The 25,187-nt window shown below is 59.8% G+C and carries 30 protein-coding genes, 1 pseudogene and 1 riboswitch; of the genes and pseudogenes, 11 read left to right on the top strand and 20 right to left on the bottom strand.

Features of this window, described 5'->3' with window-relative positions; all coding sequences use genetic code 11:
• Positions 1-25 precede the first annotated feature (25 nt).
• The 3 genes from AACY52_RS10535 (at position 26) to AACY52_RS10525 (ending at position 2,865) form a co-directional block, all read left to right on the top strand.
• Positions 26-991 carry a 2-hydroxyacid dehydrogenase gene (locus tag AACY52_RS10535; protein ID WP_339427149.1) on the top strand — a complete coding sequence of 322 codons (966 nt, stop codon included), beginning with the start codon at positions 26-28 and terminating at the stop codon, positions 989-991.
• Positions 992-1,021: 30 nt separating this feature from the next.
• Positions 1,022-2,020 carry a class I SAM-dependent methyltransferase gene (locus AACY52_RS10530; RefSeq protein ID WP_339560471.1) on the top strand — a complete coding sequence of 333 codons (999 nt, stop codon included), beginning with the start codon at positions 1,022-1,024 and terminating at the stop codon, positions 2,018-2,020.
• Positions 2,021-2,071: 51 nt separating this feature from the next.
• Positions 2,072-2,191, top strand: a riboswitch (yybP-ykoY riboswitch).
• Between the two features lie 89 nt (positions 2,192-2,280).
• The gene (locus AACY52_RS10525) at positions 2,281-2,865 is read left to right on the top strand and encodes a TMEM165/GDT1 family protein (protein ID WP_339417552.1); all 585 of its coding nucleotides are present in this window, start codon (positions 2,281-2,283) and stop codon (positions 2,863-2,865) included.
• 68 nt (positions 2,866-2,933) lie between these two features.
• Here the strand turns inward: AACY52_RS10525 and AACY52_RS10520 are convergent, their stop codons facing one another.
• Positions 2,934-3,752: a M48 family metalloprotease gene (locus AACY52_RS10520; RefSeq protein ID WP_339417550.1), complete on the bottom strand. Its 819-nt coding sequence runs from the start codon at positions 3,750-3,752 to the stop codon at positions 2,934-2,936.
• Between the two features lie 173 nt (positions 3,753-3,925).
• Here AACY52_RS10520 and AACY52_RS32220 point away from each other — a divergent pair.
• Both AACY52_RS32220 and AACY52_RS32215 read left to right on the top strand, forming a co-directional pair.
• Positions 3,926-5,275, top strand: a pseudogene (locus AACY52_RS32220) (HAMP domain-containing protein); the annotation flags it as partial.
• Between the two features lie 15 nt (positions 5,276-5,290).
• The gene (locus AACY52_RS32215) at positions 5,291-6,133 is read left to right on the top strand and encodes a methyl-accepting chemotaxis protein (protein WP_370468017.1); all 843 of its coding nucleotides are present in this window, start codon (positions 5,291-5,293) and stop codon (positions 6,131-6,133) included.
• A gap of 59 nt (positions 6,134-6,192) precedes the next feature.
• Here the strand turns inward: AACY52_RS32215 and AACY52_RS10510 are convergent, their stop codons facing one another.
• From AACY52_RS10510 to AACY52_RS10500, 3 genes are read right to left on the bottom strand one after another with little or no spacing between them, the layout of a single operon-like run.
• On the bottom strand, positions 6,193-6,813 hold the full coding sequence (locus tag AACY52_RS10510; protein ID WP_339436110.1) for an SOS response-associated peptidase: 621 nt from the start codon (positions 6,811-6,813) through the stop codon (positions 6,193-6,195).
• Between the two features lie 36 nt (positions 6,814-6,849).
• Complete coding sequence (locus tag AACY52_RS10505) at positions 6,850-7,110, bottom strand: putative signal transducing protein (RefSeq protein ID WP_003171843.1); 261 nt, start codon at positions 7,108-7,110, stop codon at positions 6,850-6,852.
• A gap of 11 nt (positions 7,111-7,121) precedes the next feature.
• Positions 7,122-7,304 (bottom strand): CPXCG motif-containing cysteine-rich protein, encoded by a 183-nt coding sequence (locus AACY52_RS10500; protein WP_065875072.1) that lies wholly within the window; start codon positions 7,302-7,304, stop codon positions 7,122-7,124.
• A gap of 133 nt (positions 7,305-7,437) precedes the next feature.
• Between AACY52_RS10500 and AACY52_RS10495 the strand changes: the two genes are divergently transcribed.
• On the top strand, positions 7,438-8,601 hold the full coding sequence (locus AACY52_RS10495; protein WP_175402970.1) for a 1-acyl-sn-glycerol-3-phosphate acyltransferase: 1,164 nt from the start codon (positions 7,438-7,440) through the stop codon (positions 8,599-8,601).
• A 119-nt stretch (positions 8,602-8,720) separates the two neighbouring features.
• Here AACY52_RS10495 and AACY52_RS10490 read toward each other — a convergent pair whose 3' ends face one another.
• Positions 8,721-8,978 carry a hypothetical protein gene (locus tag AACY52_RS10490; protein ID WP_339427151.1) on the bottom strand — a complete coding sequence of 86 codons (258 nt, stop codon included), beginning with the start codon at positions 8,976-8,978 and terminating at the stop codon, positions 8,721-8,723.
• Between the two features lie 183 nt (positions 8,979-9,161).
• On the opposite strand from AACY52_RS10490, the gene AACY52_RS10485 reads away from it, so the two are divergent.
• The gene (locus tag AACY52_RS10485; protein WP_049709958.1) at positions 9,162-9,371 is read left to right on the top strand and encodes a hypothetical protein; all 210 of its coding nucleotides are present in this window, start codon (positions 9,162-9,164) and stop codon (positions 9,369-9,371) included.
• Between the two features lie 54 nt (positions 9,372-9,425).
• On the opposite strand, the gene AACY52_RS10480 is transcribed toward AACY52_RS10485, so the two are convergent.
• The gene (locus AACY52_RS10480; RefSeq protein WP_065875075.1) at positions 9,426-10,013 is read right to left on the bottom strand and encodes a YajG family lipoprotein; all 588 of its coding nucleotides are present in this window, start codon (positions 10,011-10,013) and stop codon (positions 9,426-9,428) included.
• A gap of 194 nt (positions 10,014-10,207) precedes the next feature.
• On the opposite strand from AACY52_RS10480, the gene AACY52_RS10475 reads away from it, so the two are divergent.
• Together AACY52_RS10475 and mqo are read left to right on the top strand one after the other, a co-directional pair.
• The gene (locus AACY52_RS10475; protein ID WP_065875076.1) at positions 10,208-10,441 is read left to right on the top strand and encodes a hypothetical protein; all 234 of its coding nucleotides are present in this window, start codon (positions 10,208-10,210) and stop codon (positions 10,439-10,441) included.
• A gap of 726 nt (positions 10,442-11,167) precedes the next feature.
• Complete coding sequence (gene mqo, locus AACY52_RS10470; RefSeq protein ID WP_339417541.1) at positions 11,168-12,676, top strand: malate dehydrogenase (quinone); 1,509 nt, start codon at positions 11,168-11,170, stop codon at positions 12,674-12,676.
• A gap of 67 nt (positions 12,677-12,743) precedes the next feature.
• On the opposite strand, the gene AACY52_RS10465 is transcribed toward mqo, so the two are convergent.
• From AACY52_RS10465 to AACY52_RS10450, 4 genes are all read right to left on the bottom strand, one after another.
• Positions 12,744-13,031 (bottom strand): PA4642 family protein, encoded by a 288-nt coding sequence (locus AACY52_RS10465; RefSeq protein WP_339417539.1) that lies wholly within the window; start codon positions 13,029-13,031, stop codon positions 12,744-12,746.
• A gap of 153 nt (positions 13,032-13,184) precedes the next feature.
• Entirely contained in the window at positions 13,185-13,670 is a 486-nt protein-coding gene (locus AACY52_RS10460; RefSeq protein WP_339417538.1) for a hypothetical protein, read from the bottom strand.
• 35 nt (positions 13,671-13,705) lie between these two features.
• Positions 13,706-14,173, bottom strand: coding sequence for a WbuC family cupin fold metalloprotein (locus AACY52_RS10455; RefSeq protein ID WP_339417535.1), 468 nt, complete (start codon positions 14,171-14,173; stop codon positions 13,706-13,708).
• Between the two features lie 3 nt (positions 14,174-14,176).
• Positions 14,177-14,734: a hypoxanthine-guanine phosphoribosyltransferase gene (locus AACY52_RS10450; protein WP_339417533.1), complete on the bottom strand. Its 558-nt coding sequence runs from the start codon at positions 14,732-14,734 to the stop codon at positions 14,177-14,179.
• A gap of 163 nt (positions 14,735-14,897) precedes the next feature.
• Here AACY52_RS10450 and upp point away from each other — a divergent pair, with 163 nt between their 5' ends.
• A complete protein-coding gene (upp, locus tag AACY52_RS10445) occupies positions 14,898-15,536 on the top strand; it encodes a uracil phosphoribosyltransferase (RefSeq protein WP_049709966.1) in 639 nt (212 codons plus the stop codon).
• Positions 15,537-15,538: 2 nt separating this feature from the next.
• Positions 15,539-16,813 carry a uracil-xanthine permease family protein gene (locus AACY52_RS10440; RefSeq protein WP_339417532.1) on the top strand — a complete coding sequence of 425 codons (1,275 nt, stop codon included), beginning with the start codon at positions 15,539-15,541 and terminating at the stop codon, positions 16,811-16,813.
• A gap of 65 nt (positions 16,814-16,878) precedes the next feature.
• Here AACY52_RS10440 and hisC read toward each other — a convergent pair whose 3' ends face one another.
• The 10 genes from hisC to AACY52_RS10390 form a co-directional block, all read right to left on the bottom strand.
• Positions 16,879-17,931: a histidinol-phosphate transaminase gene (hisC, locus tag AACY52_RS10435; RefSeq protein WP_339417531.1), complete on the bottom strand. Its 1,053-nt coding sequence runs from the start codon at positions 17,929-17,931 to the stop codon at positions 16,879-16,881.
• Positions 17,932-17,934: 3 nt separating this feature from the next.
• The gene (gene hisD / locus AACY52_RS10430) at positions 17,935-19,254 is read right to left on the bottom strand and encodes a histidinol dehydrogenase (RefSeq protein WP_339417530.1); all 1,320 of its coding nucleotides are present in this window, start codon (positions 19,252-19,254) and stop codon (positions 17,935-17,937) included.
• 376 nt (positions 19,255-19,630) lie between these two features.
• Positions 19,631-20,266: an ATP phosphoribosyltransferase gene (gene hisG, locus AACY52_RS10425; RefSeq protein WP_049709970.1), complete on the bottom strand. Its 636-nt coding sequence runs from the start codon at positions 20,264-20,266 to the stop codon at positions 19,631-19,633.
• Positions 20,267-20,431: 165 nt separating this feature from the next.
• Positions 20,432-21,697 (bottom strand): UDP-N-acetylglucosamine 1-carboxyvinyltransferase, encoded by a 1,266-nt coding sequence (gene murA, locus AACY52_RS10420; protein WP_339417528.1) that lies wholly within the window; start codon positions 21,695-21,697, stop codon positions 20,432-20,434.
• A gap of 23 nt (positions 21,698-21,720) precedes the next feature.
• Positions 21,721-21,960 (bottom strand): BolA family protein, encoded by a 240-nt coding sequence (locus AACY52_RS10415; protein ID WP_049709972.1) that lies wholly within the window; start codon positions 21,958-21,960, stop codon positions 21,721-21,723.
• A gap of 114 nt (positions 21,961-22,074) precedes the next feature.
• Positions 22,075-22,380, bottom strand: coding sequence for an STAS domain-containing protein (locus tag AACY52_RS10410; protein ID WP_339417525.1), 306 nt, complete (start codon positions 22,378-22,380; stop codon positions 22,075-22,077).
• Entirely contained in the window at positions 22,377-23,024 is a 648-nt protein-coding gene (locus AACY52_RS10405) for an ABC transporter substrate-binding protein (protein WP_339417524.1), read from the bottom strand. The genes AACY52_RS10410 and AACY52_RS10405 overlap by 4 nt, the downstream gene beginning before the upstream one ends.
• A gap of 11 nt (positions 23,025-23,035) precedes the next feature.
• Positions 23,036-23,503, bottom strand: coding sequence for an outer membrane lipid asymmetry maintenance protein MlaD (mlaD, locus tag AACY52_RS10400; RefSeq protein WP_012722246.1), 468 nt, complete (start codon positions 23,501-23,503; stop codon positions 23,036-23,038).
• Entirely contained in the window at positions 23,503-24,300 is a 798-nt protein-coding gene (gene mlaE / locus AACY52_RS10395; protein WP_339417522.1) for a lipid asymmetry maintenance ABC transporter permease subunit MlaE, read from the bottom strand. Before mlaE ends, mlaD begins: the two co-directional genes overlap by 1 nt.
• Complete coding sequence (locus AACY52_RS10390; protein WP_339417520.1) at positions 24,300-25,109, bottom strand: ATP-binding cassette domain-containing protein; 810 nt, start codon at positions 25,107-25,109, stop codon at positions 24,300-24,302. Before AACY52_RS10390 ends, mlaE begins: the two co-directional genes overlap by 1 nt.
• Positions 25,110-25,187 lie beyond the last annotated feature (78 nt).

Here is a 25,187-nt window from a genome sequence, read left to right as displayed (position 1 = left end):
AACCCTGTCGCAAAAGGTACAGTTGATGACGAACAATCGCCGCGCCGTCTTCCTTGATCACCCGTCGCTGGATTTGGGGGACCTCGACCTCAGCGAACTGCGCAACAGCTTCAGCGACCTGCACTTGTTCAGCGACACCACGCCGCTGAACGTGATCGAACACCTGCAAGGCGCTCAGGTTGCGATCAGTAACAAGATCGCCCTCAACAGCGAAACCCTGGCGGCCTGCCCGGCGCTCAAGCTGATCCTGGTGTCCGCCACCGGCACCAATAACGTCGACCTCGAGGCCGCCCGCGCGCACGGCATTACCGTGAGCAATTGCCAGGGCTACGGCACGCCGTCCGTGGCGCAGCACACGATCATGCTGTTGCTCAACCTGGCGACGCGCTTGAAGGATTATCAACGGGATGTGGGCGCCGGTCAGTGGCAGCAAGCCAAACAGTTCTGCCTGCTGGACCATCCGATTGTCGAGCTGGAAGGTAAAACCCTTGGCTTGCTCGGCCACGGTGAATTGGGAAGCGCGGTCGCGCGCCTGGCTGAAGCCTTTGGCATGCGCGTGTTACTGGGAGCCATTCCGGGCCGCCCGGCCCGCGCTGATCGCGTTCCCCTGGATGAGCTGTTGGCGCAGGTTGACGCGCTCACCTTGCACTGCCCCCTCAACGACCACACCCGCGACGTAATCGGCGCCCGCGAGCTGGCGCTGCTCAAGCCCGGCGCGTTTGTGCTCAACACCGCGCGCGGTGGCTTGATCAACGAGCAAGCCTTGGCCGATGCGTTACGTAACGGCCACCTGGGCGGCGCGGCGACCGATGTGCTGAGCGTAGAGCCGCCGGTGAACGGCAACCCGCTGCTGGCCGGCGATATTCCCCGGCTGATCGTGACCCCGCACAATGCCTGGGGCAGTCGCGAGGCGCGCCAGCGCATTGTCGGCCAGTTGGCGGAAAACGCCCGGGGCTTTTTCAGCGGCGCCCCGCTGCGCGTCGTGAGTTGATAAACTGCGCCCCTTTTCGAGGAGCAGACCATGGATCCGCGCAGTGAAGTACTGCTTCGTCAGGCCGAACTTTTTCAAGGCAACCTGCTGTTGGTAGGTTTGCCCGCCGACGACCTGCTCGGTCGCCTGCCCAACGCGCACGGCTGGTGCTGGCATGCCGGCGACCAGGCGGCGCTGGACGCGCGCGTCCCCGAGCGCTGCCAATTCGGCGTGAATGTGCCTGAGCGCGAATTCGACGCGGCGGTGATCTTCCTGCCTAAGTCAAAGGACCTCACCGACTACCTGCTTAACGCCGTGGCCGCGCGCCTGCCCGGCGCCGAGGTGTATCTGGTGGGGGAGAAAAAAGGCGGTATCGAAAGCGCCGCCAAGCAGATGATTCCCTTTGGCAAACCGCGCAAGCTCGACAACGCGCGGCATTGCCAACTGTGGCAAGTCACCGTGGCCAATGCCCCACAAGCGGTCGAGCTGGAGAGCCTGGCTCAGGTGTTCGACGTGCCTTTGGCTGAAGGGCCACTCAAGGTGGTGAGCTTGCCCGGTGTGTTCAGCCATGGTCGCCTGGATCGCGGCACCGAGCTGTTGCTGGAGCACCTGGATAAACTGCCGAGCGGCCATCTGCTGGACTTCGGTTGCGGTGCCGGTGTGCTGGGTGCTGCGGTAAAACGCCGCTACCCGCACAACACCGTAACGATGCTCGACGTGGATGCGTTTGCCGCCGCCAGCAGTCGTCTGACCCTGGCCGCCAATGGCCTGGAAGCCGAGGTGCTGACCGGTGATGGCATTGACGCAGCGCCGATGGGTTTGAACGCGATCCTGACCAACCCGCCGTTCCATGTCGGGGTGCACACCGATTACTTCGCCACAGAAAACCTGCTGCGAAAAGCCAGCAAACATCTGGCAAAAGGCGGCGAACTGCGCGTAGTCGCGAACAGCTTCCTCAAGTACCAACCCTTGATTGAAGAGCACTTGGGTATCTGTGCGGTCAAGGCCGAAGGCAATGGTTTTCGCATCTACCGTGCCAAGCGCGGCTGACGGGCGTTTGAAAAAGAAGGCTTGCCGAATGGATTTTGCCTAGGCAGAATCCGCTCCGTCCTAGGGGAGTAGTCTCCCACGAGCGCCACGCTCGTCCGGCATACGTCAACATACTTGGTCAACAGACCATGGCGTATGCGACCCAGGAGTCCGCACAGACGGACCGGGGTTTGACAAGACCTATGACACGCACACCTTACCCGGGGCGGGAAGGCTGTACGTGTCATAGCCGTGTCGACCCGCCCCTGGAAACCTACCTGATGCTGGATTCATTACTCGTTCCTACTGCAGTCGTTGCCTTGGCCGAAATCGGCGACAAGACGCAACTGCTCGCGCTCATCCTTGCTGCTCGCTTTCGCAAGCCCTGGCCGATCATCGCCGGCATCGTTGCCGCGACCCTGGCCAACCACGCGGCCGCAGGTGCCGTTGGCGCCTGGTTCGGAAGTTTCTTCTCGGACGCGGTATTGCACTGGATCCTGGCGGCAAGCTTCTGCGCCACGGCCCTGTGGACCCTGGTACCGGACAAACTCGACGATGACGAAGCCAGCACCACGCGTAAATTCGGGCCGTTCCTGACCACACTGATTGCGTTCTTCCTCGCCGAGATCGGAGACAAGACGCAGATCGCCACGGTCATGCTGGCGGCGCAGTATCCGGAACTCTGGCTGGTGATTATCGGGACGACCGTGGGCATGCTGATTGCCAACGTGCCGGTGGTATTGGCGGGTAATTTTGCGGCGGAGAAACTGCCGTTGACCTTGATTCGCCGGTTGGCAGCTACGGCGTTTTTCATCCTGGCTATCGTGGCAGTGTACAAGGCCATGCAAAGCAGCGGATGGGTCTGACTACAAGCTGCAAGCTGCAAGACGGTAGCAGTACCTTTTCTTGCAGCTTGAAGCTTGCCGCTAAAACCCTAAGACTTCCTGGCCTGCTGGTAAAGCGGCATCACCTTCGGAATCGCCGCCTGCAACGAGGCAATCCGGCTGTCGGAAGCCGGGTGAGTACTCATGAACTCCGGCGGTGCGCCTTCCGAAGCCTTGGCCATTTTGTTCCACAGCGTGATGGCCGCGTTCGGGTTGTAGCCGGCGCGGGCCGACAGTTCCAGGCCGATCAAGTCCGCTTCGTTTTCATTGCTGCGGCTGTTGGGTAAGGTCATGCCGTAGTTGGCGACCGTGTCGGCCAGTGCCAGGCTGTCCTGGCCGAGGCCGAACAACGCACCGGCGCCCTGCTTGGCAATCTCGATCCCGTAGGCCTTGGACATGGCTTCGCGGCCATGCTCACGCAAGGCGTGGGCGATTTCATGGCCCATCACGGCGGCCAGTTCGTCATCCGTGAGCTTGAGGTTATCGATCAACCCGCTGTACACGAAGATCTTGCCGCCAGGCCCACAGTTGGCGTTCATCTCGTCGCTCTTGATCAGGTTCACTTCCCACTTCCACTGCGCAGCATCGGGGCGGAAGGTCGGCGCCTGGGCGATCAAACGCTTGGCAATGGCCTGCACGCGCTTGGCGTTGGCACTGGTCTTGTCCAACTGGCCTTTGCTGCTGGCTTCGCCCAACGTCTGCTGGTAGGACTGGGCATACATCTGGTCGACTTCCTGGCTCGACAGCATGCTGAACATGTACTGCTTGCGCTCCACTCCAACGGCACCGCCGCTGGTGGTATTGACCGACTGACACCCGGCCAGCAGCATCGCTGCAACCAAACCACTTATCACCAATGACTTCTTCATGAACACTCTCCCTGAAAATACGCCCTGAAACATGGCGCGTATCGTAGGCGCACATTTGTATCTGCGCCAGATACACCAGACGTGTAACTAACGATTTTCGGATACATCTCACCTATCCCATCAACGGCGGCGGGCATTCCATTCGCGACACCCCTGACATTTTTGTCGGAAAAATGCTCATGCCCAACGCGGCCGTGGCCGATACAAAAAGGCGGACCCTCCCCTCAGTGCCCGGAGCTTTTATGAAATTCAAGTCGATTCAATTTTCTGTCGCGGCACTGGCTGGCGCTATTGTCCTGAGTGTGGTCGCAGTGCTGGTGCTTTACGCCTTGTTTGCCGGCGCGCGAACCCAGGCGATGGTGCAGGAGCGCACCCAGGCTCAGTTCGAACAGATCGTCGAGCAACGCCTCACCGCCCTGGCGCACACCCAGGCCACGTTGATCCAGCGTGAGCTGGAAGCCCCGCTGGTGACTGCCAAGAGCCTGTCCACCGCCAACGCCCTGCTCGGCATGAAAGACGCTAATGGCGAACCTGCCCTGCAGGTCGGACGTGAACAATTGATCAACCTGCTGCATGAAACCGTGGTGCGCAACCCGAAGATCCTCGGTGCCTACATTGGCTGGGAGCCCAATGCCATTGATCACAACGACACGGCCTACGTGAACAGCCCCATTCTTGGCATAGGCGCAGACGGACGTTTCCTGCCGTGGTGGTACCGCAACGCGGATGGCAGCCTGGGCCTGGATAAACTCGCTGACGTGGCCGACCAGAAAATCCTCTCCACCGGGGTGCGTGCCAGCGAGTACTACCTGTGCTCCAGGGAAAGCAAAAAAGCCTGCGTCATCGACCCGGCCCCTTACAAGGTGGGCAATGCGATGGTGATGCTGGCTTCTTTTATCGAGCCGATCCTGATCGACGGCACCTTCCAGGGCATCGTCGGTGCCGATCTCTCGGTCAATTTCATCCAGGACATGCTCACCAGCGCCGATCAGAAACTCTACGACGGTGCCGGTGAACTGGCACTGATCTCCAGTAACGGACGCCTTGTGGCCTATACCAAGGACGCCAGCAAACTCGGCGAAAAAGCCAGCGACCTGCTCGACGGCAACGAACTGGCCAACCTCGGCCAACTCAAAGCCGGTGAAGTGCGCTACGACATCGACCGGGAACACGGGCATATCGAGCTGTTCCTGCCCTTCAGCATCGGCCAGACCGACGCGCGCTGGACCTTGATGATGCAGTTGCCCCTGGGCGCAGTGATGGCCGACTCGCAGAAATTGCAAAGCGACCTGGAAGCCCAGCGCAAGACCGATATCTTCGGCATGACCATTGCCGGCCTAATGATCGCCGGTGCCGGCTTGCTGGTGATCTGGCTGGTGGGCCACGGCATCGCCCGCCCCCTCAAGCAAATGGTGGCCATGCTCAATGACATCGCCCAGGGCGAAGGCGACCTGACGCGGCGCCTGGCCAGCGATCGCGCCGATGAACTGGGCGCGATCGCCAACGGCTTCAACACCTTCCTGATCAAGCTGCAAGGCATGATCACCCAGGTGGTGAGTTCAGTGCAGAAGGTCAGTGACTCGTCGGAGCACACCGCTGACATTGCGATTCGCACCAACCAGGGCGTGCATAAACAAATGGTGGAAATCGACCAGGTGGCCACCGCCGTGCATGAGATGACTGCCACTGCGCAAGACGTTGCGCGCAATGCCACCCAGGCCGCGCAAGCCGCCAGCCATGCCGATCAGGCCGCGAGCCAGGGCATGCGCATTGTGCGCGACACTTCGATCTCGATTGGCGCGCTGGCCGCAGAAATTGGCAAGGCAGTGGGCGTGGTGCAAACCCTGGCCAAGGACAGCGAGAACATCAACGCCATCCTCACCGCGATTCGCGGTATCGCCGAGCAGACCAACCTGCTGGCGCTCAATGCTGCAATCGAGGCGGCACGTGCTGGCGAGCAAGGCCGAGGTTTCGCCGTAGTCGCTGACGAAGTGCGCAACCTGGCGCAGAAGACTCAAAAAGCCACTGAAGAAATCCAGACCATGATCCAGCAGTTGCAACAAGGCACGCGGGACGTGGTACGGGTGATGGAGGACAGCCAAAGCCGCACCGATGAAAGCGTGCAACACGCGGCGAAGGCGGCCGAAGCGCTGGAAACCATCACCCAGGCGGTGTCGGTGATCAACGACATGAACACCCAGATCGCCAGTGCGGCCGAAGAGCAGAGCGCGGTGGCAGAGGACATCAATCGTAACGTGATCAACATCGGCCAGGTGGCCAATGAAGTGGCGGGCGGCGCGGATGAATCCAGCGCGGCCAGTGCGGATTTGACCAAGCTGGCGGAGCAGCAGCGGCGCTTGATCAATCAGTTCAAGGTTTAGGGATCTGCGGCGGGCTTGCTCGCGAACAGACCAGTGAAAGCAACAGATAGCCAATAGGCTCAAGCCGGGGTCAAGCACTCCGGCCCATTGAGCTTCGGATCATTGACCATGTTGGCCAGCACCCGCTCGCGCAACGCGGTGGGCTCACTGGCCAGTAAAGCCTGCAACACCGGCAGCGGTGTTTCGGGATTGAGCCAGGCCGCCTGCCCCGCTGCATCCAGGATCAGCGGCCGACGCTGACTCTGCGCAGCCTGGGTCACCACTGCCGTGCTCAGCCACACCTGTTCCTGCACCGGATACGCTTCCCAGATCGCGGCAAAAAACAAGGTGGAACCCTCTCCTGGCGTCAGCCAGTACGGACGCTTGCGCTGGGTGCCGCGCCATTCGTAGAACCCATTGGCCGGCAGCAGGCAACGGCGCAGGCGGAACGCTTCGCGAAACATCGGTTGTTCGACCAGGGTTTCGGCGCGGGCATGGGCCGGCGTGCGCGAAAGGTCGGTCAGCCAGGGCGGTGTCAGGCCCCAGCGGGCCCGCGCCAGGCTGAGCTGGCCGTCGGTGGTGCGCTGGATCAGCACCGAATCGTTCGGGGAGATGTTCCACTGGGCCTGCTGGTCGGCCGGGAAACCCGGCAAGGCAGCAAAAGCGGGGTTCCAGCGAAACAGGGCATAACGTCCACACATGGGGCAACATGACTCTTGGGTAAACCGACCGACAGCCTAACAGACCAGCACGTCGGGGAAGCTGTCAGGTTCATCACCCGGCAGGGGTTGCGCGCCGATGTAGGCGGTGATCAGCTCACGCGCGTCAACGGCCCGGTCGTTGTCCACCTCCAGGCCCAGCAGGCCGAAGATGGGCAGTTCGCCAGTGCCGCCGAGCAAATGCCGGCCCACCAGGTGGGCCTCGATACCTTCGCTGGCGAGCATCTGTTGCAGCAGCTCGCCTTCCATCAGGTTTTCCGGTTCGTAGATTCGCTGCATGGGCGTACCTGTCATTCGTTTTCGCTACGGGTTTCGAGCATCCACTCGTCACCATGCACCTGCAGATTGAAACTGATTGGCCGGCAACACACCTGACAGTCTTCTATATACGTCTGATCGCCGCCGGACAAATCCACCGTTGTCTCGACCTCTTCACCACAATAAGGACAATCGTACGTCGCAGTTTCCAGCATCGCAGCCTCCAAGGTGACTTGTGCGTATAATCGCCGGTCTATTTACAGGGTTATATTTCGGCTGAGCCCATTACTCAGGCCGCACCCTGGCATTTCCTTTACTTACCCTAGCCGTTTCTAACAAGAGAGCATGATGGGCGAATTCGATACCATCCGACCTTACAACGACAGCGAAGTCCCGGCAGTGCTGGCACGCCTGTTCAGTGACAAGGCCTTTCTGGACATCCTGACACACTTCCGCTTCCCGCGCTTTGCCGGCGCCCTGGGCTGGCTGCTCAAGCCGATGATCGCCCGCAAACTGCGCCGTGAATTCGCCGGCGTCACCACCGTTGCTACGCTGCAGGACAAAGTCGAGTACTACGTCGACCACACTATTGACCGGGCGACCGACGGTGTGACCTACACCGGCGTCGAGCAGCTCAAGTCCGGCACCGCCTACCTGTTCCTCGCCAACCACCGCGATATCGTGATGGACCCGGCCTTCGTCAACTACGCCGTGTACCACGCCGGCCTGCCGACGCCGCGTATCGCCATCGGCGACAACCTGCTGCAAAAGCCGTTTGTCAGCGACCTGATGCGCCTGAACAAGAGCTTTATCGTGCACCGCTCGATCACCGGGCGAAAGGAAAAGATGGCGGCATTCAACCTACTGTCAGCCTACATCAACCATTCGATCCGCAACGACTGCCAATCGATCTGGATTGCCCAGGCCGAAGGGCGCGCCAAGGATGGGGATGACCGCACCGAGTCGGCGATCCTCAAGATGTTCCACGTCAGCCGCAAGGATGAGCCGTTTGCCGAGGTCATCCAGTCGTTGAACCTGACGCCGGTGTCGATCAGCTACGAGTACGACCCGTGCGATACCGCCAAGGCTCGCGAGCTTTACATCCGCGCCACCACCGGCACCTACAGCAAGGCGCCGGGCGAGGATGACGTGAGCATCGCCCTTGGCATCACGGGCTACAAGGGGCGGGTGCACATCAACTTCGCACCGCCGATCACCGAGCGTTTCGAAGACACCAAGCTGCTGGCCGTGGAAATGGACCGGCAGATTCTCGGCGGTTACCGGCTGTTCCCGGTGCATTACCTGGCGTATGCCCAATGGAGCGACGCCGACCCGCAATTGCAGGTGCCGACGGCGGCCGAGGTATTCCCGGCCGACGAACTGGCCAAGGCGAAAGCAGAATGGGAGCGGCGCTTGAACGAGTGCCCGGCCGAGCACCGACCGTTCCTGGTGGTGCAATACGCCACGCCGGTGCGTAATCAGTATCGGGTCAAGGCCGGCATACCTTTGTAATACAGACCAAAAATGTGGGGGTAGGCTAGCTCGCGAAGGCGGTTAGTCAGTCAATCATGTGTTGACTGACACTCCGCCTCCGCGAGCCAACCCACCCCCACATGTGTTCTGCGCCGTAATTACAAATGGGTACTGAGCCAGGAAATAACCAGCGCCATCCCCAGGCAGGCAAACCCAACACGGTAAGCCACCCGATGCGCGCGCTCGGTGCACACATCCAGAAACAGCATCGGCTGGTCGATGGTGCGGTCTTGGCTTTTCGCGGTCAGGTCGGCCATCGCGCGTTGTTCGCGCAGGCGGGTGATGAACAACAGTGCCGCTCCCGGGCACGCTACCGCTAACGCTACAACATTGATCAGTAGTGCGGACAGCGCCATGGCGAACCTCAGTGGAACAGTGTCTTGGTATCAGCTCAGTTACCAACCTGAACGATAGTGGCGTCCGGCGCCTGAAATGCTCCCTCCCCCATTGACGTCTAATGTATCCAGTAATTTACGGCGTCACCTGAACGTCACCTTAACAGTCCACTCTGTTGCCCTTTGACGCCTCAGGAGCTTGTCATGTTGCACGCGCAAAACCAGGATCGGCTGTATCTGGTCGCCCAAAGCGATGAGCAGGAAGCGCTGATCGGCGGCCTGGCTTTCAACGTCCAGGATCGCCACTGGCTGGTGTATTGCGCCCTTGGCGGGCACCAGCATGCGGACCTTCCGGAGACCGATCTGTTAACGGGGGTGAGCCTGCTGGACTTCTGCATCGACACCGCCGCGTGAAACAGGAGGCGAAAAAAAACCGGACTCAACTGAGCCCGGTTTTTTAACAATCGTTTATTGCGCGCTGAGCAACGAACCGATGCTTGGGTCTTTGAACAGTCGGGTCAAGGCGTCACTCAGGACGTCGCTGACCAACTTGGTATTGGTTTCCTGGTTCGGCGACATGCCGAAACGCTGGTTCAGGGAGGCGCCGTAGCGACCGCTGTAGCGACGGGTACCGGCGGTGACGTCAGACTTGAACGTCGCACCGATGGAAGCTTCGGTCACGTACAGCCCGTCCTTAGGCGATTGATACTTCAATTCAGCCAGGGTGATCGTCAATTGCGGAGCACCCGGTGCATTGGCGCTCGGGGTGAAACCCAGCAAGCGCACGGCGGCTTCAGCCTGGGCCTGCAGCTTGGGCAGTACGTCTTGAGCGTTCACCGAGATCAGAGCGGTTTCCGGGTACAGGCCGCCGCGTGAGCCGAGCGTAGGCGATGGACGACCATCCACCACCCGCACCGACACCGCCTGGCCGTGGCCCACCGGGGCCAGCTGCGTGGTGAGTTTCGGTTCCGGGGTCAGTTGTTGCGGGCTGTTGGCGCAGCCCACCAGGGTCAAACTGGTCACAGTGATCAAACCGAACAACAGGCGTTGCAACATGCGCTTCTCTCCAGAAATCAGGATCCGACAGGCCGGCAGTATAGCGGGGCGCCACTGCGGGGAACTAGCATCAGTTACAACCTGTGACCCCACGTGTGGAGCGCGGTTCGCTGTCACCAAGATGTCACACCCGTTACATGGGCTCGTCATCCAGCGCAGGCATGCTTGGCCTCAATCTCAGGAGGTCAATCGTCATGCAGTTTCTTTGGTCATTGTTTACGCGCAAGCCGGCCCTTCGTCAGTTCGCCCTGCTCGATGCACAAGGTCGTTGCCAGGCCTTCAAAGAGTGCTGCCAGCCGCCCGTAGGCGACGGCTGGGTAGAAATCGATGAGATTCGCCTGAGCTGGATGCATCACCCACTGCCCGCTCGCGCCCGCGTCAGCCCACGCCCAGCGCGGTCGTCACGGCACCAGCCGTTGGCTGCCTGACCGAACGCCTAATAAAAGTCATAAAACACGCCCATTTCCCCAGCGTTCTTCGCTACAATCTCCCCCCGATTATAAGGACGTCTCCTGATCGGGCCTCGCAGCATCGTTAATACCTCGGTATTAACCCCAAGAATCGCCCACAGAGAGCCGCCCACACAGATCGAGTGAAGCTGGCGCGCTTGCTGTTTTCTTTGCAAACCACCCGTCTTTACCGAATCTGCCAGAGCTGCCATTGCGCTCGGCCACTTGAGTTGTTTGCCCGTTTTGCCGCATGTCGGCAAGGTTTTCCGGGCCAGGTGCCAGGCTGGGGCAGCCCTTTTTTGAGGTTCACGTCTTCAAAAGAGCGTGAAAAAACGGGTTTTCACAACTTCACAAGAGTGTGGCGAGCAAATGAATAGTTTGGCGTTTGTACAAGCACCATCAGCGTCTGGAACAGCCCAACCACACAGGACCGAGTACGCCTTAAAAATCGGAGCTTGAGCCTGTCCGCTACGGATTGATTGCACGAATCACACGCTTTGACCATAAGTCGAATTGCCACAGGCGCCCATGAATGCGTTCATAGGCAGATTAGCCCGGTAGGAAGCGTGTGCTGAAGTTGCAAAGAATTGCGAAACGGACATGGCGATCCTGGCCATGGGTAACCTGGGGCAACACGTGAACCGCCCCGTCACTCCTGGCAGCCATGCCGTCAATTTGGTGCTGCAGATTTTGGAGACGCGTTAAATGGCGCATAACGAAGCAGTCGACGTAGTACTGGTAGGGGCCGGCATCATGAGTGCCACTCTGGCCGTACTGCTCAAAGAGCTCGACCCCGGCCTCAAGCTGGAAGTCGTTGAGCTGATGGATTCGGGTGCCGCGGAGAGTTCCAACCCGTGGAACAACGCCGGTACCGGCCACGCCGGGCTGTGTGAGCTGAACTACACACCGCAGGCTGCCGATGGCTCCATCGACATCAAGAAAGCCGTGCACATCAACACCCAGTTCGAGGTGTCGAAACAGTTCTGGGCGTACTTGACCAAAAAGGGCACCTTTGGCTCGTCCAAGTCTTTTATCAGTCCGGTGCCGCACCTGAGCTTCGTGCAGGGCGAAAAAGGCGTGTCCTTCCTCAAGAAGCGCTTTGAAACCCTCAGCCAGCACCACGCGTTTTCGGACATGCACTACACCGAAGACCGTAGCGAGATGGCCGATTGGATGCCACTGATGATGCCAGGCCGCCCGCTCGACGAAAAAATCGCGGCGACCCGTGTCATGAACGGCACCGACGTCAACTTCGGCGCGCTGACCAACCAACTGCTCAGCCACCTGACCAGCTCGGCAGACGCCCAGGTCAAGTACAGCAAGCGCGTGACCGGCCTCAAGCGCAACGGCGCGGGCTGGACCGTAAGCATCAAGGACGTCAACAGCGGCAACAGCCGTGAAGTGGACGCCAAGTTCGTGTTCCTCGGCGCCGGTGGCGCGGCGCTGCCGCTGCTGCAAGCCTCGGGTATCGAAGAAAGCAAAGGCTTTGGCGGCTTCCCGGTCAGCGGCCAGTGGCTGCGTTGCGACAACCCGGAAGTGGTCAAGCACCACCAGGCCAAGGTCTACAGCCAGGCCGCCGTGGGTTCGCCGCCAATGTCCGTGCCGCACTTGGACACTCGCGTAGTGGAGGGCAAAAAGTCCCTGCTGTTTGGGCCCTATGCCGGCTTCACCACCAAGTTCCTCAAGCACGGTTCGTTCCTTGACCTGCCACTGTCGGTTCGCGCCGGCAACATTGGCCCGATGCTCGCCGTGGCCCGCGACAACATGGACCTGACCAAGTACCTGGTCAGCGAAGTGATGCAGTCGATGGAACAGCGCCTGGAATCCCTGCGCCGCTTCTACCCGCAAGCCAAAGCCGAAGACTGGCGCCTGGAAGTGGCCGGCCAACGGGTGCAGATCATCAAGAAAGACCCGAAAAAAGGCGGCGTGCTGCAATTCGGCACCGAACTGGTCGCGGCCAAAGACGGCTCGCTCGCGGCACTGCTGGGCGCGTCCCCGGGTGCTTCGGTGACCGTTTCGATCATGCTCGACCTGATCGAGCGCTGCTTCCCGGCCAAGGCTGCCGGAGAGTGGGCGGCCAAGCTGCACGAGATCTTCCCGGCGCGGGAAAAGGTCCTGGAAACAGATGCCGAGCTGTATCGCAAGATCAATGAGCAGAACAACATCAGCCTGGAACTGGTTGAGCCTGCTGCCGAGACCGAGAGCTACGCTTGAGGCTTTAAGGCAATAAAAACGCCCCGCTCTCGGTATGAGAACGGGGCGTTTTTTATTGCCTGGAGAATCAACCGCGAGCGTTGTTGATCAACTCGATGTACTCGTCTGCGTGACGCTGGTCCTTGATCAGGTCGACGAAGGTCAGGCCATGCTCATCCTTGCCGTCCAGGTCCAGACCGGCTTCCTTGAAGAAACCCAGGAAGCGCTCAAAGTCGTCGATACGCAGGCCACGGTAGGCCTTGATGAGTTTATGCAGGGACGGGGAAATCGCGTCAACCGGCTCGAAGTCGAGGAACAACTTGATCTGATCGTCGCCAATCTCGTCACCAATCACCTGTTTCTTATCTTTACGCATTACCGACTCCAGCCTGCAGACATTTACACGGGGTTTGAAGTCTACCTGTGAGACGCAGGCTTCGGAAGCAGCGCAGACCCCATGTGGGAGCGGGCTTGCTCGCTCCCACATGGGGTCTGCGCTGCTTCCCACATTTGGACATCAGTGTTCTCGCTATCGAGCGCGAACGGCGCCGGTATGCAAATCCGCCCAGATATGCCCATTGGCATAACTCAGGAACTGCACGTAGACCGTGTCATTGCGCAGCAGGTCGACGATCACTCGATACTGGGCCACCGGGTAGGACAACGTCAGGGTCTTGCTCTTGTCGTCGTAGACCGGCTTTTTCAGGCTTTTGCTTTCGGCATCGAAGTTGAGCACCACCTGGCTGATGGTCGCCCCCTTGTTCAGGGACTTGCCCTTGAGGCGGATCATCAGCGGCGAGGTCACCGGGATCGGTTGCTGGCTGGATTGGCGCTGATTGCCCACCACTACCGCGTACTCGGTGACTTGCAGCAATTGCTGCTGGTCAGGGGCTTCGGCGCGCAAGGTCAGGTCGTCGGAGGGCAGGAATTGGCTGTGCAACGGCGCAGGCGCGGCGGCCAGCGGCAAACTGAGGGTCAACGCCAGGGCGGCGCAAGTACGTATCAACAGGTTCATGGGCCGCTCCGTGCGAGATAGCCCAGCACTGTAGCTCAATCGAACTGGGCAAGCATCCAACGTTGATACGCGGCCACGCCAGCCTCGCCTTCACGCGGCGCCCAATTGGCCAGCTCACCCTCGCCTACCGGACGATAAGGTCCGGCTTTGCACTCGAACATCACCGTGTCAGGCTCCAGCACCACCAAACCGTGAAACACACCGGGTGGCAGATCGACACCCGCGCATTCGCCCCCCGCCTGCATGACGCGCTTGGCCAGCACCTCGCCGGTTTCGCTGAACACCAGCAGACCCAGGCGGCCCTGAAGCACGAGCAAGGTTTCCGCCTTGTCCGCACTCAGGTGCCGATGCGGCGGCACATAAGTGCTGGGTTGCAGGCCCACGGCCAGACGATGGCACGGCTCTTCCATCTGGTGGAAATTGTGATGGTGCCGGCCACGGGGGCTGGCGCCCGCTTTCTCAGCCAATTCGGCAAACAGCGTTTGATCAAGAAAGCGGGTCATGGCTTACATCCCTTTGACGGCGTAGATCCCATTGGCGTTGCGCCAGTAGCCTTTGTAGTCCATGCCATAACCGAAGATGTAGCGGTCGATGCACGGCAGGCCAACGAAATCGGCTTTCAGCTCTGGGCGGGCCTTACGATCGTGGTCTTTGTCGATCAGCACGGCAGTGTGCACTTTTCGCGCGCCAGCGTGCTTGCAGAAGTCAATGATCGCGCCGAGGGTGTGACCTTCGTCGAGGATGTCGTCGATGATCAGCACGTCGCGGTCGATGAACGAGACTTCCGGCTTGGCTTTCCAGAACAGGTCGCCGCCGGTGGTTTCGTTGCGATAGCGGGTGGCGTGCAGGTAGGACGCTTCAAGCGGGAATTGCAGGTGGGTGAGCAATTTGCCAGCGAAGATCAGACCACCGTTCATCACGCAGAAAACCACCGGGTTGGTGTCAGCCATTTCGCGGGTGATGTGCGCGCCGACCTTGGCGATCGCCTCTTCGACTTGCGCTTCGGTGTACAGGCAGTCAGCCTCGCGCATGATTTGACGGATATGCTCGAGATCAGCGGACATGGCGCTCTCCAAGGGGTGCTGTGGCAAGAAAAGCGGGCGAAGGTACGCTTCTCGTGCGCTCCGGGCAAGCCTTAATGGACTAACGTGCTAGATGTCTATAGGACAACACCCTCGGATAGATTAATCTAGGCCGGTTTTTTTGCCCGCCGCCGGAGCCATTCCCATGCCCACTCGCGAGATCCGCCATCCGCTGATCCGACACAAGCTCGGCCTTATGCGCCGCGCCGACATTAGCACGAAGAACTTCCGTGAGCTTGCTCAGGAAGTCGGAGCGTTGCTGACTTACGAAGCCACTAAAGATTTACCCCTGGAAACCTACGACATCGAAGGTTGGGCCGGTACCGTGCAGGTCGAGAAAATCGCCGGTAAGAAAATCACCGTCGTGCCGATCCTGCGCGCCGGTATCGGCATGCTCGAAGGCGTACTCAGCCTGATCCCGGGCGCCAAGGTCAGCGCCGTGGGCGTGGCCCGCAATGAAGAAACCTTGCAGGCCCACACCTACCTGGAAAAACTGGTGCCGGAAATCAACGAGCGCCTGGCGATGATCATCGACCCGATGCTCGCCACCGGCAGTTCCATGGTCGCCACCATCGACTTGCTGAAAAAAGCCGGTTGCAAGGACATCCGCGCCATGGTGCTGGTGGCCGCGCCCGAAGGCATCGCCGCCGTCGAGAAGGCCCACCCGGACGTGCAGATCTACACCGCGTCCATCGATGAGCGCCTGAATGAACACGGCTACATCATCCCAGGCCTAGGCGATGCCGGTGACAAGATCTTCGGTACCAAGCAGAAGGACGGTTGAGCATGCAGGATGAATTCAACGACCCGCTTTGGCGCCAGATCCTGTCTGGCGCACAAATGCTCTTCGTGGCATTTGGCGCGCTGGTGTTGATGCCGCTGATCACAGGTCTTGATCCAAACGTTGCACTGTTCACCGCGGGCCTGGGCACGTTGTTGTTCCAGGTGGTGACAGGGCGGCAGGTGCCGGTCTTTCTGGCGTCGAGCTTTGCCTTCATTACTCCGATCATTCTCGCCAAAAGCCAGTTCGGCCTCGCGGCGACCATGGGCGGGGTAATGGCGGCCGGTTTCGTCTATACCTTCCTCGGGCTCGCGGTGAAGATCAAGGGCACCGGTTTCATCGACCGGCTGCTGCCGCCGGTGGTGATCGGGCCGGTGATTATCTCCATCGGCCTGGCCATGGCGCCGATTGCTGCCAACATGGCGATGGGGAAATCCGGCGACGGTGCCGAGCTGATTCATTACCAGACAGCAATGATGATCTCGATGCCGGCGCTGCTGACCACGTTGATCGTGGCGGTGTTCGGCAAGGGCATCTTCCGCTTGGTGCCGATCATCTCCGGCGTGTTGGTCGGTTTTGCCATGGCGTTCTATTTTGGTGTGGTCGACACAGCAAAGATCGCCGCCGCCCCCTGGTTCGCCCTGCCCCACTTCACCGCGCCTGAGTTCAACTGGCAGGCGATCCTGTTTATCATCCCGGTGGCCCTGGCCCCGGCGATCGAGCATATCGGCGGTGTGATTGCAGTCGGCAGCGTGACCGGTCGTGACTACCTGAAAAAGCCGGGCCTGCACCGTACCCTGCTGGGTGACGGCATTGCCACCACGGCCGCGGGCCTGTTTGGCGGCCCGCCGAACACCACGTACGCCGAAGTGACAGGCGCGGTGATGCTGACCAAGAACTACAACCCGAAGATCATGACCTGGGCGGCGGTGTTTGCCATCAGCCTGGCGTTTATCGGTAAGTTCGGCGCACTGCTGCAGAGCATTCCGGTGCCAGTGATGGGCGGGATTCTGTGCCTGCTGTTCGGTTCGATTGCCGCAGTGGGGATGAACACGCTGATCCGCCACAAGATCGACCTGGGCGAAGCGCGCAACTTGGTGATTGTGTCGGTGACGTTGGTGTTCGGGATTGGCGGTGTGCTGGTCGGCACGGGCACCGGCCCGGATGATTTCGGCCTGAAGGGTATCGCCCTGTGTGCGGTGGTAGCGATTGGTTTGAACCTGCTGCTGCCGGGCAATGATGGCTGGAAGAACAAGAAGCCGGATGAGCCGTTGCTCTAGCTAACACCGCAAAACCAAATGTGGGAGCAAGCCCGCTCCCACATTTTTTTGACCCTCAGTGTGGCTTACAGCTCACCAAGCCCATCAATCAGCGCCTGGTTCTGCTCCGGCGTACCGATGCTGATCCGCAGAAACTGGGCAATCCGCGCCTGTTTGAAGTGCCGCACGATCACACCCTGCTCACGCAACTTGGCCGCTAGGCCTGCGGCGTCATGTTGAGGGTGGCGAGCAAAGATAAAGTTGGCCGCCGACGGCAACACTTCAAAACCTTTTGCCTCCAGCTGCGCAACCACCTTGTCGCGGCTGTCGATGACCAACTGGCACGTCTTCTCGAAGTACTCACGGTCCTCGAACGCTGCCGCCGCGCCGACAATCGCCAAGCGATCCAGCGGATAAGAGTTGAAGCTGTTCTTGACCCGCTCCAGCGCCTCGATCAGGTCCGGGTGGCCCACGGCCAGGCCCACGCGCAAACCGGCCAGTGAGCGCGATTTGGACAGCGTCTGGGTAACCAGCAGGTTCGGGTAGCGATCCACCAGGCTGATCGCGGTTTCGCCGCCGAAGTCGATATAAGCTTCATCCACTACGACCACCGAGTCCGGGTTGGCCTTGAGGATCTGCTCCACCGCGTCCAGCGCCAGCACGCAGCCAGTCGGCGCGTTCGGGTTGGGGAAGATGATCCCGCCGTTGGGCCTGGCGTAATCCGCCACGCGAATCTGGAACTGTTCGTCCAGCGGCATCGGGTCGGACTTGATGCCGTAGAGGCCGCAGTAAACCGGGTAGAAGCTGTAGCTGATATCCGGAAACAACAGCGGTAGTTCGTGCTGGAACAGGCCGTTGAAAATGTGTGCGAGGACTTCATCGGAACCGTTACCGAGGAAGACCTTACTGGCGTCGATCGCGTAATGCTTGGCCACGGCCTGCTTGAGCAGGTCGCTGTTGGGGTCCGGGTACAGGCGTAGGTTGTCGTTCAGCTCGGCCTGCATCGCGGCCAACGCCTTGGGCGACGGGCCGTAGGGGTTTTCATTGGTGTTGAGCTTGACCAGCTTGGTCAGCTTCGGTTGTTCGCCAGGCACGTAGGGCACGAGGTCCTTGACGAAGGGACTCCAGAATTTGCTCATGTCTCAGTTCCCCTCTTCAAGGATGCGGTATTCAGCACTGCGGGCGTGGGCACTCAGGGATTCACCACGAGCCAGCACCGAGGCGGTCTTGCCGAGCTCGGACGCACCCTGCGGTGAGCAGAAGATGATCGACGAACGCTTCTGGAAATCGTACACGCCCAGTGGCGATGAGAAACGCGCGGTGCCGGAGGTCGGCAGCACGTGGTTCGGGCCTGCGCAATAGTCACCCAGCGCTTCGCTGGTGTGGCGCCCCATGAAGATCGCACCGGCGTGGCGAATCGATGGCAACCAGGCTTGTGGGTCGACCACGGACAACTCCAAGTGCTCCGGCGCGATACGGTTGGCCACTTCGATGGCTTGCTCCATGTCGCGCACCAGGATCAGCGCGCCACGGCCATTGATCGATTTCTCGATGATCTCGGCACGCTCCATGGTCGGCAGCAGCTTATTGATACTCGCGGCAACGTTGTCGAGGAACTCGGCGTCCGGGCTGACCAGGATCGCTTGAGCGTCTTCGTCGTGCTCGGCCTGGGAGAACAGGTCCATGGCGATCCAGTCCGGATCGGTCTGGCCGTCACATACCACGAGGATTTCCGATGGGCCGGCGATCATGTCGATACCGACCTGGCCAAACACGTGACGCTTGGCGGTGGCGACGTAGATGTTGCCGGGACCAACCACCTTATCGACCTTCGGCACGCTTTCGGTGCCATAGGCCAGGGCGGCAACGGCTTGCGCGCCACCGATGGTGAAAACGCGGTCGACGCCGGCAATGCAGGCGGCGGCCAATACTAGCTCGTTGATTTCACCGCGCGGTGTTGGCACGACCATGACAACTTCGGTCACGCCCGCCACTTTGGCCGGGATCGCGTTCATCAATACCGACGATGGGTACGACGCCTTACCGCCCGGCACGTAAAGGCCGGCGCGGTCCAGTGGCGTGACCTTCTGGCCCAGTACAGTGCCGTCTGCCTCGGTGTAGCTCCAGGAGTCTTGCTTCTGCTTTTCGTGATAGCTGCGCACCCGCGTTGCCGCCACTTCCAGGGCTTCTCGCTGTGGCGCGGTGATACGCGTCAGCGCCAACTCCAGGCGTTCGCGGGGCAGGATCAGGTCGGACATGGACTTGACGTCCAGCCCGTCAAACTGGCGAGTGAAGTCCACCAACGCCGCATCGCCGCGCTCGCGAACAGCCTTGATGATGTCGAGCACCCGCACGTTGACCGAGTCGTCGGACACGCTTTCCCAGCTCAGCAGATGATCCAGATGATGGGCGAAATCCGGATCGGCAGCGTTGAGTCGGGCAATTGCAGTGGACGTGGTCATAGCGAGGGCCTCATTGGATTGGCAAAAACTCACGCGCCCGAAGGTGCGCTGACGTTCAATAACGAAGCGCGTTGGTACTGTGGTTGTGCCAGGCAAGGCGCGGGACGCTGGTAAGGGTTGTTTCCTTACCAAGTCCCGCAACGCAGCATGGCGCAACCACAGTGCCAACCCGCAGGGCCTTACCTAAAAGGCAGACTGCTACGCGTCGCTAATTATTGAAAAAGAATCTTCTACTAACATAAGTTGCCTTTTGGGGTAAGGCGCGATTCGTTATTGAACGTCAGCGCACCTTCCCAGCAGTCGATCCGCTTGGGCACCTGAGAACTCTGGCTATGAGGCGGATAGACGGGCGCAGCCTTTCAGCTACGCGGGTAAGTCAACCGCGGTGTCGCGACTCCACTGCTTTGCGCAGGGTGTCGATCAACGCCTGGATACGGGCGTGCTGCATCTTCATCGACGCTTTGTTTACGACCAGGCGAGAGCTGATATCGGCAATGAATTCCTGGGGCTCGAGGCCGTTGGCACGCAGGGTGTTGCCGGTGTCGACCACGTCGATGATTTTGTCGGCCAGGCCGATCAGCGGCGCCAACTCCATCGAGCCGTAGAGCTTGATGATGTCGACCTGACGGCCTTGTTCGGCGTAGTAGCGCTTGGCAACGTTGACGAACTTAGTGGCCACGCGCAGGCGGCCCTTGGGCTCGACGTCACCGACGCGCCCGGCGGTCATCAGCTTGCACAGCGCAATACGCAGGTCCAACGGCTCGTACAGGCCCTGGCCACCGTATTCCATCAGCACGTCTTTACCGGCGACACCCAAGTCGGCCGCGCCATGTTCAACATAGGTCGGCACGTCAGTAGCCCGCACGATCAACAGGCGAACATCGTCCTGGGTCGTGGGAATGATCAGCTTGCGGCTCTTGTCCGGATTTTCGGTCGGCACGATGCCCGCTTCAGCCAGAAGCGGCAACGTGTCGTCAAGGATACGGCCCTTGGACAGTGCGATGGTCAACATGGAAGCGTCAGTCCTTCATCTGGCTATTGCTGTCCGGGCACAAACGGCGCCAGACACAGATCGAGGCCATTACAGCCTCGATTTGAAACAAATTCAGCATACCGCCTATTCAGCGGCAATCATCTTGTAGTGAGCGGGCTTGCCCCGCTCACTACAAGCCCGGAACTAGCCCGGTACGCGGCGGATTTTAGCGCCGAGCATCTGCAGTTTTTCTTCGATGCACTCGTAGCCACGATCTATGTGGTAGATGCGGTCGATCAGAGTGTCGCCTTCAGCAATCAGCGCCGAGATCACCAGGCTCGCCGAAGCCCGCAGGTCAGTCGCCATGACTGGCGCGCCCTTGAGTTTCTCGGTACCGGTAACGATGGCGGTGTTGCCTTCAACCTGGATCTTGGCGCCCATGCGGTGCAGTTCATACACGTGCATGAAGCGGTTTTCGAAGATGGTCTCGATCACGGCACCGGTGCCTTCAGCAATGGCGTTCAAGGAGATGAACTGCGCTTGCATGTCGGTCGGGAACGCCGGGTACGGAGCGGTACGTACGTTGACGGCCTTAGGACGCTTGCCGTGCATGTTCAGCTCGATCCAGTCTTCACCGGTGGTGATTTCTGCGCCAGCTTCGCGCAGTTTTTCCAGGACCGCTTCCAGGATGGTCGGATCGGTGTCCTTGACCTTGACGCGGCCACCGGTAACAGCAGCAGCAACCAGGTAGGTACCGGTTTCGATGCGGTCCGGCATGACCTTGTAGGTGGTCGTGTGCAGGCGCTCAACACCGTCAATGGTGATGGTATCAGTGCCGGCGCCGGAGACCTTGGCACCCATAGCGTTCAGGAAGTTCGCCAGGTCGACGACTTCAGGCTCACGGGCGGCGTTTTGCAGCACGCTACGGCCTTTGGCCAGGGCTGCGGCCATCATGATGTTCTCGGTACCGGTCACACTGACGGTATCAAAGAAGAAGCTGGCGCCACGCAGGCCTCCTTCAGGCGCCTTGGCCTTGATGTAGCCGCCTTCGACGTCGATGGTCGCGCCCATGGCTTCGAGGCCACGGATGTGCAGGTCGACCGGACGCGAACCAATGGCGCAACCACCAGGCAATGCCACTTCAGCTTCGCCGAAACGGGCAACCATCGGGCCGAGCACCAGGATCGACGCACGCATGGTTTTCACCAACTCGTACGGGGCGATCAGGGTCTTGATGGTGCGTGGGTCGATTTCGACGGACAGCTTCTCGTCGATCACCGGCTCGATGCCCATGCGACCGAACAGTTCGATCATCGTGGTGATGTCGTGCAGGTGTGGCAGGTTGGCCACGGTGACCGGGCCATCGCACAGCAGGGTCGCTGCCAGGATCGGCAAGGCGGAGTTTTTTGCACCGGAGATGCGGATCTCGCCATCAAGACGGGCACCGCCGGTAATAATCAATTTATCCATAAGAATCTCGACGCCTTGGGGGCTCAGGTGCGCTCGGCCCAGGCCGCGCGGCTGAAAAATTTCATAGTGACCGCATGGATGCTGCCATCGGTGATCCACGGGTTCAAATGGGCATAGATCTGCTGCTGACGCTTGACCGGGCTAAGTGCCGCCAGTTCATCGCTAATCACATTCAGCTGGAAGTTGCAGCCTTCGCCTTCGACTTCAACACTCGTTTCGGGCAGCTTTCCTTCAAGGAAGCTTTTAACTTCTAGGGCCTGCATGATCAACCTCTATCGGCGCCCAGTGCGCGCGGGTCGCACATCATACAAAAAAGCCCCGCGCCTGCGAACCCCGCATAGCAGGACTCTGACGGGGGGCTTCTCTAATAATGTGTATTAAGGATGCGCCAACAACTCGGTCAGCTCGGAAACTTCGGCAATTTCGCGCATGTCTTCGGGCATCGCACGGATGCTAAACGGCTTATTAACCGCTTCGGCGTCACGCATAAAGCACAACAGCAGCGACAAACCAACGCTGCTGGACTTGGTCACACCCGAACAATCCAGCACCAGTGCAGGCGCAGCGCTGGTGTTGATCAGTGCCTGGCCCTGCTTGCGCAGGTCAGGCCCGGTGCGGTAATCCAGCACGCCGCTGATGAAGAGCTCGCCGGCGTCGCCGAGACGAACAGCCGACTCGGTCATTGTGCGGGCGTCCCGGCAGTTTTATCGGTTTCTTCCTTGGCCTTGGCCACTTCACCGGCCCAACCATTGATGGTTTTGTCCAGGTCATTGCCATTGCGTTGCATGGCATCAGAGAACTGATCACGGAATAGCTTGCCGATGTTGATGCCATTGATGATCACGTTCCGCAGCTTCCACTCGCCGTTGACCTTCTCCAGCGTGTACTGCACAGGGTAGACAGCGCCATTGTTGCCCTTGACGCTCATGTTCACGCTGGTGCGATCACCTGATTCATCCCCGGCTGGAGCGACGGTAATACCCTGGTTGTTGTACTCAAGCAGCGCGTTACCGTAGAACTGGAACAGGCCTTTCTTGAAGTTTTCCTGAAAGGTCTGCATCTGCGCCGGGGTAGCCTTGCGCGAGTACTTGACCGTCATGATGCTGCGGGAAATGCCTTCGGCATCCACAACAGGACCGACAATAGTATTGAGCGCGCTGTAGAACTGACTTGGATCTTGTTTGTACTTTTCTTTGTTGGCCGACAGGTCAGCCAACATCTTGTTGGTTGTGTCCTGCACCAATTCGTGCGCAGAACCTGCTGCGTTGGCCATCAACGGCAGCGCTGCAAGCAGTACCAGGAGGCCACGTCGCAAGGTAGAGATCATGTACAGATTCCTCATTTAGCGTCTTTATTGACCGTATTAAGCAGGAATTTACCGATCAGGTCTTCAAGCACCAGCGACGACTGTGTGTCGTGGATTGTCGAACCATCCTTGAGCAGAGCTGATTCCCCGCCCACGCTGACACCGATGTATTTCTCGCCCAGCAAACCCGCAGTGAGGATAGATGCAGTGGAGTCAGTTGGCAGGTTATCCACCTTCTTATCCAGCTGCATGGTCACTCGCCCGGTGAAGCTGTCGCGGTCCAGATCGATTGCCGTGACCTTGCCGATGGTCACACCGGCCATGGTCACTTTAGCTCTGACCGTCAAACCGGCGATATTGTCGAAGTACGCGTAAAGTTTATAAGTATCGGCGGTAGGGCTGGCCGAAAGGCCGCTGACTCGCAGGGCCAACAACAATAAAGCCAGGATGCCAGCCAGCAAGAAAAGGCCTACACCGATTTCCACAGTGCGGTTTTGCATCAGAAATCTCCAAACATCAAGGCGGTCAAAATGAAGTCAAGGCCCAGTACAGCCAGCGAGGCGTACACAACGGTCTTGGTGGTGGCGCGACTGATCCCCTCTGAAGTGGGCTCACAGTCGTAGCCTTGGAATACGGCGATCCAGGTCACTACAAAAGCGAAGACGATGCTCTTTATGATGCCGTTGAGCACGTCACCGCTGAAGGTGACGCTGTTTTGCATGTTGCCCCAGTAGGAGCCGTCATAGACGCCCAACCAGTCAACCGCGACCCACGAACCGCCCCATATACCCACCACGCTGAAAATCATCGCCAGCAGAGGCAGTGAAATGAAGCCGGCCCACAGGCGCGGCGCAACGATGTACTTGAGCGGGTCCACGCCGATCATTTCGAGGCTGGACAATTGCTCGGTGGACTTCATGTTGCCGATTTCGGCGGTCAACGCAGAACCCGCGCGGCCCGCAAACAGCAAGGCAGTGACCACCGGCCCCAGCTCGCGCAAGAGCGTCAGCGCGACCATCTGCCCAACGGCCTGCTCCGAACCGTAGCCGGAAAGGATATTGAACCCCTGCAACGCCAACACCATGCCGATGAAAATCCCGGAAACCACAATAATTACCAGGGACATCACGCCGACTGAGTGCAGTTGCTTGATCAACAGGCCAAAACCGCCGCCAATGCCACCACGGCCGAGCAAGGCGTGGAACAGGAAGATTGTCGAACGCCCCAGCACTTCGACCATATCGATGCCGGAGCGACCGAAAAGGCGCACCTTCTCGAGTAAAGATGTCTTGCGCATCAACGCTTCCCCAGAAGATCTGAGCGGTAATCCGTTGCCGGAAAGTGAAAAGGCACAGGGCCATCAGGGTCGCCGGTCATGAATTGGCGAATACGCGGATTGTCTGCATTCATCAGTTCTTCAGGCGTGCCCTGCCCCAGCACCTGGCCATCGCCTACTACATAGAGGTAATCGGCAATGCTCGCGGTTTCTGCAAGATCGTGGGAAACCACGATGCTGGTGATACCCAGCGCATCGTTGAGCAGGCGGATCAGACGCACCAGCACGCCCATGGCGATAGGGTCCTGGCCGACGAAAGGTTCGTCGTACATGAGGATCTGCGGGTCGAGGGCAATGGCGCGCGCCAGGGCGACCCGACGCTTCATGCCACCGGACAGTTCGTCGGGCATCAGGTCGGTGGCGCCGCGAAGGCCTACGGCCTGCAGTTTCAGCAACACGATGTCACGAATCATTTCGTCGGACAGCTGCGTGTGCACCCGCAGCGGAAAGGCCACATTCTCGAAAACATCGAGATCGGTGAACAATGCACCGCTCTGGAACAGCACACCCATGTGCTTGCGTGCGTCGAACAGATCGCTGCGCGACAATGTCGGCAGGTTCTGGCCGTTGACCCACACTTCACCGGCACTGGGCCGCAATTGCATGCCCATCAGGCGCAACAGGGTGGTCTTGCCACAACCGGAAGGCCCCATGATGCCCGTGACCTTGCCGCGCGGAATGCGGATATCGATGTTATTGAAGATGCTGCGCGTCCCGCGCTTGAAGGTCAGTCCCTTCAGCTCGACCGCGTAGGCGTTATCGGCACTCATCTAAACTCCTTGGGATGCAGCCTCTCACTCAGACACCATGCTTGCGACAAACGTTTGCAATGATTGTGCAATAGTTGA

The sequence above is a fragment of the Pseudomonas sp. EA_65y_Pfl1_P113 genome, from assembly GCF_963970525.1.
In the GTDB taxonomy this organism is placed as follows: Bacteria; Pseudomonadota; Gammaproteobacteria; order Pseudomonadales; family Pseudomonadaceae; genus Aquipseudomonas; species Aquipseudomonas tritici.
This window is presented reverse-complemented; position numbering and strand designations above follow the sequence as displayed.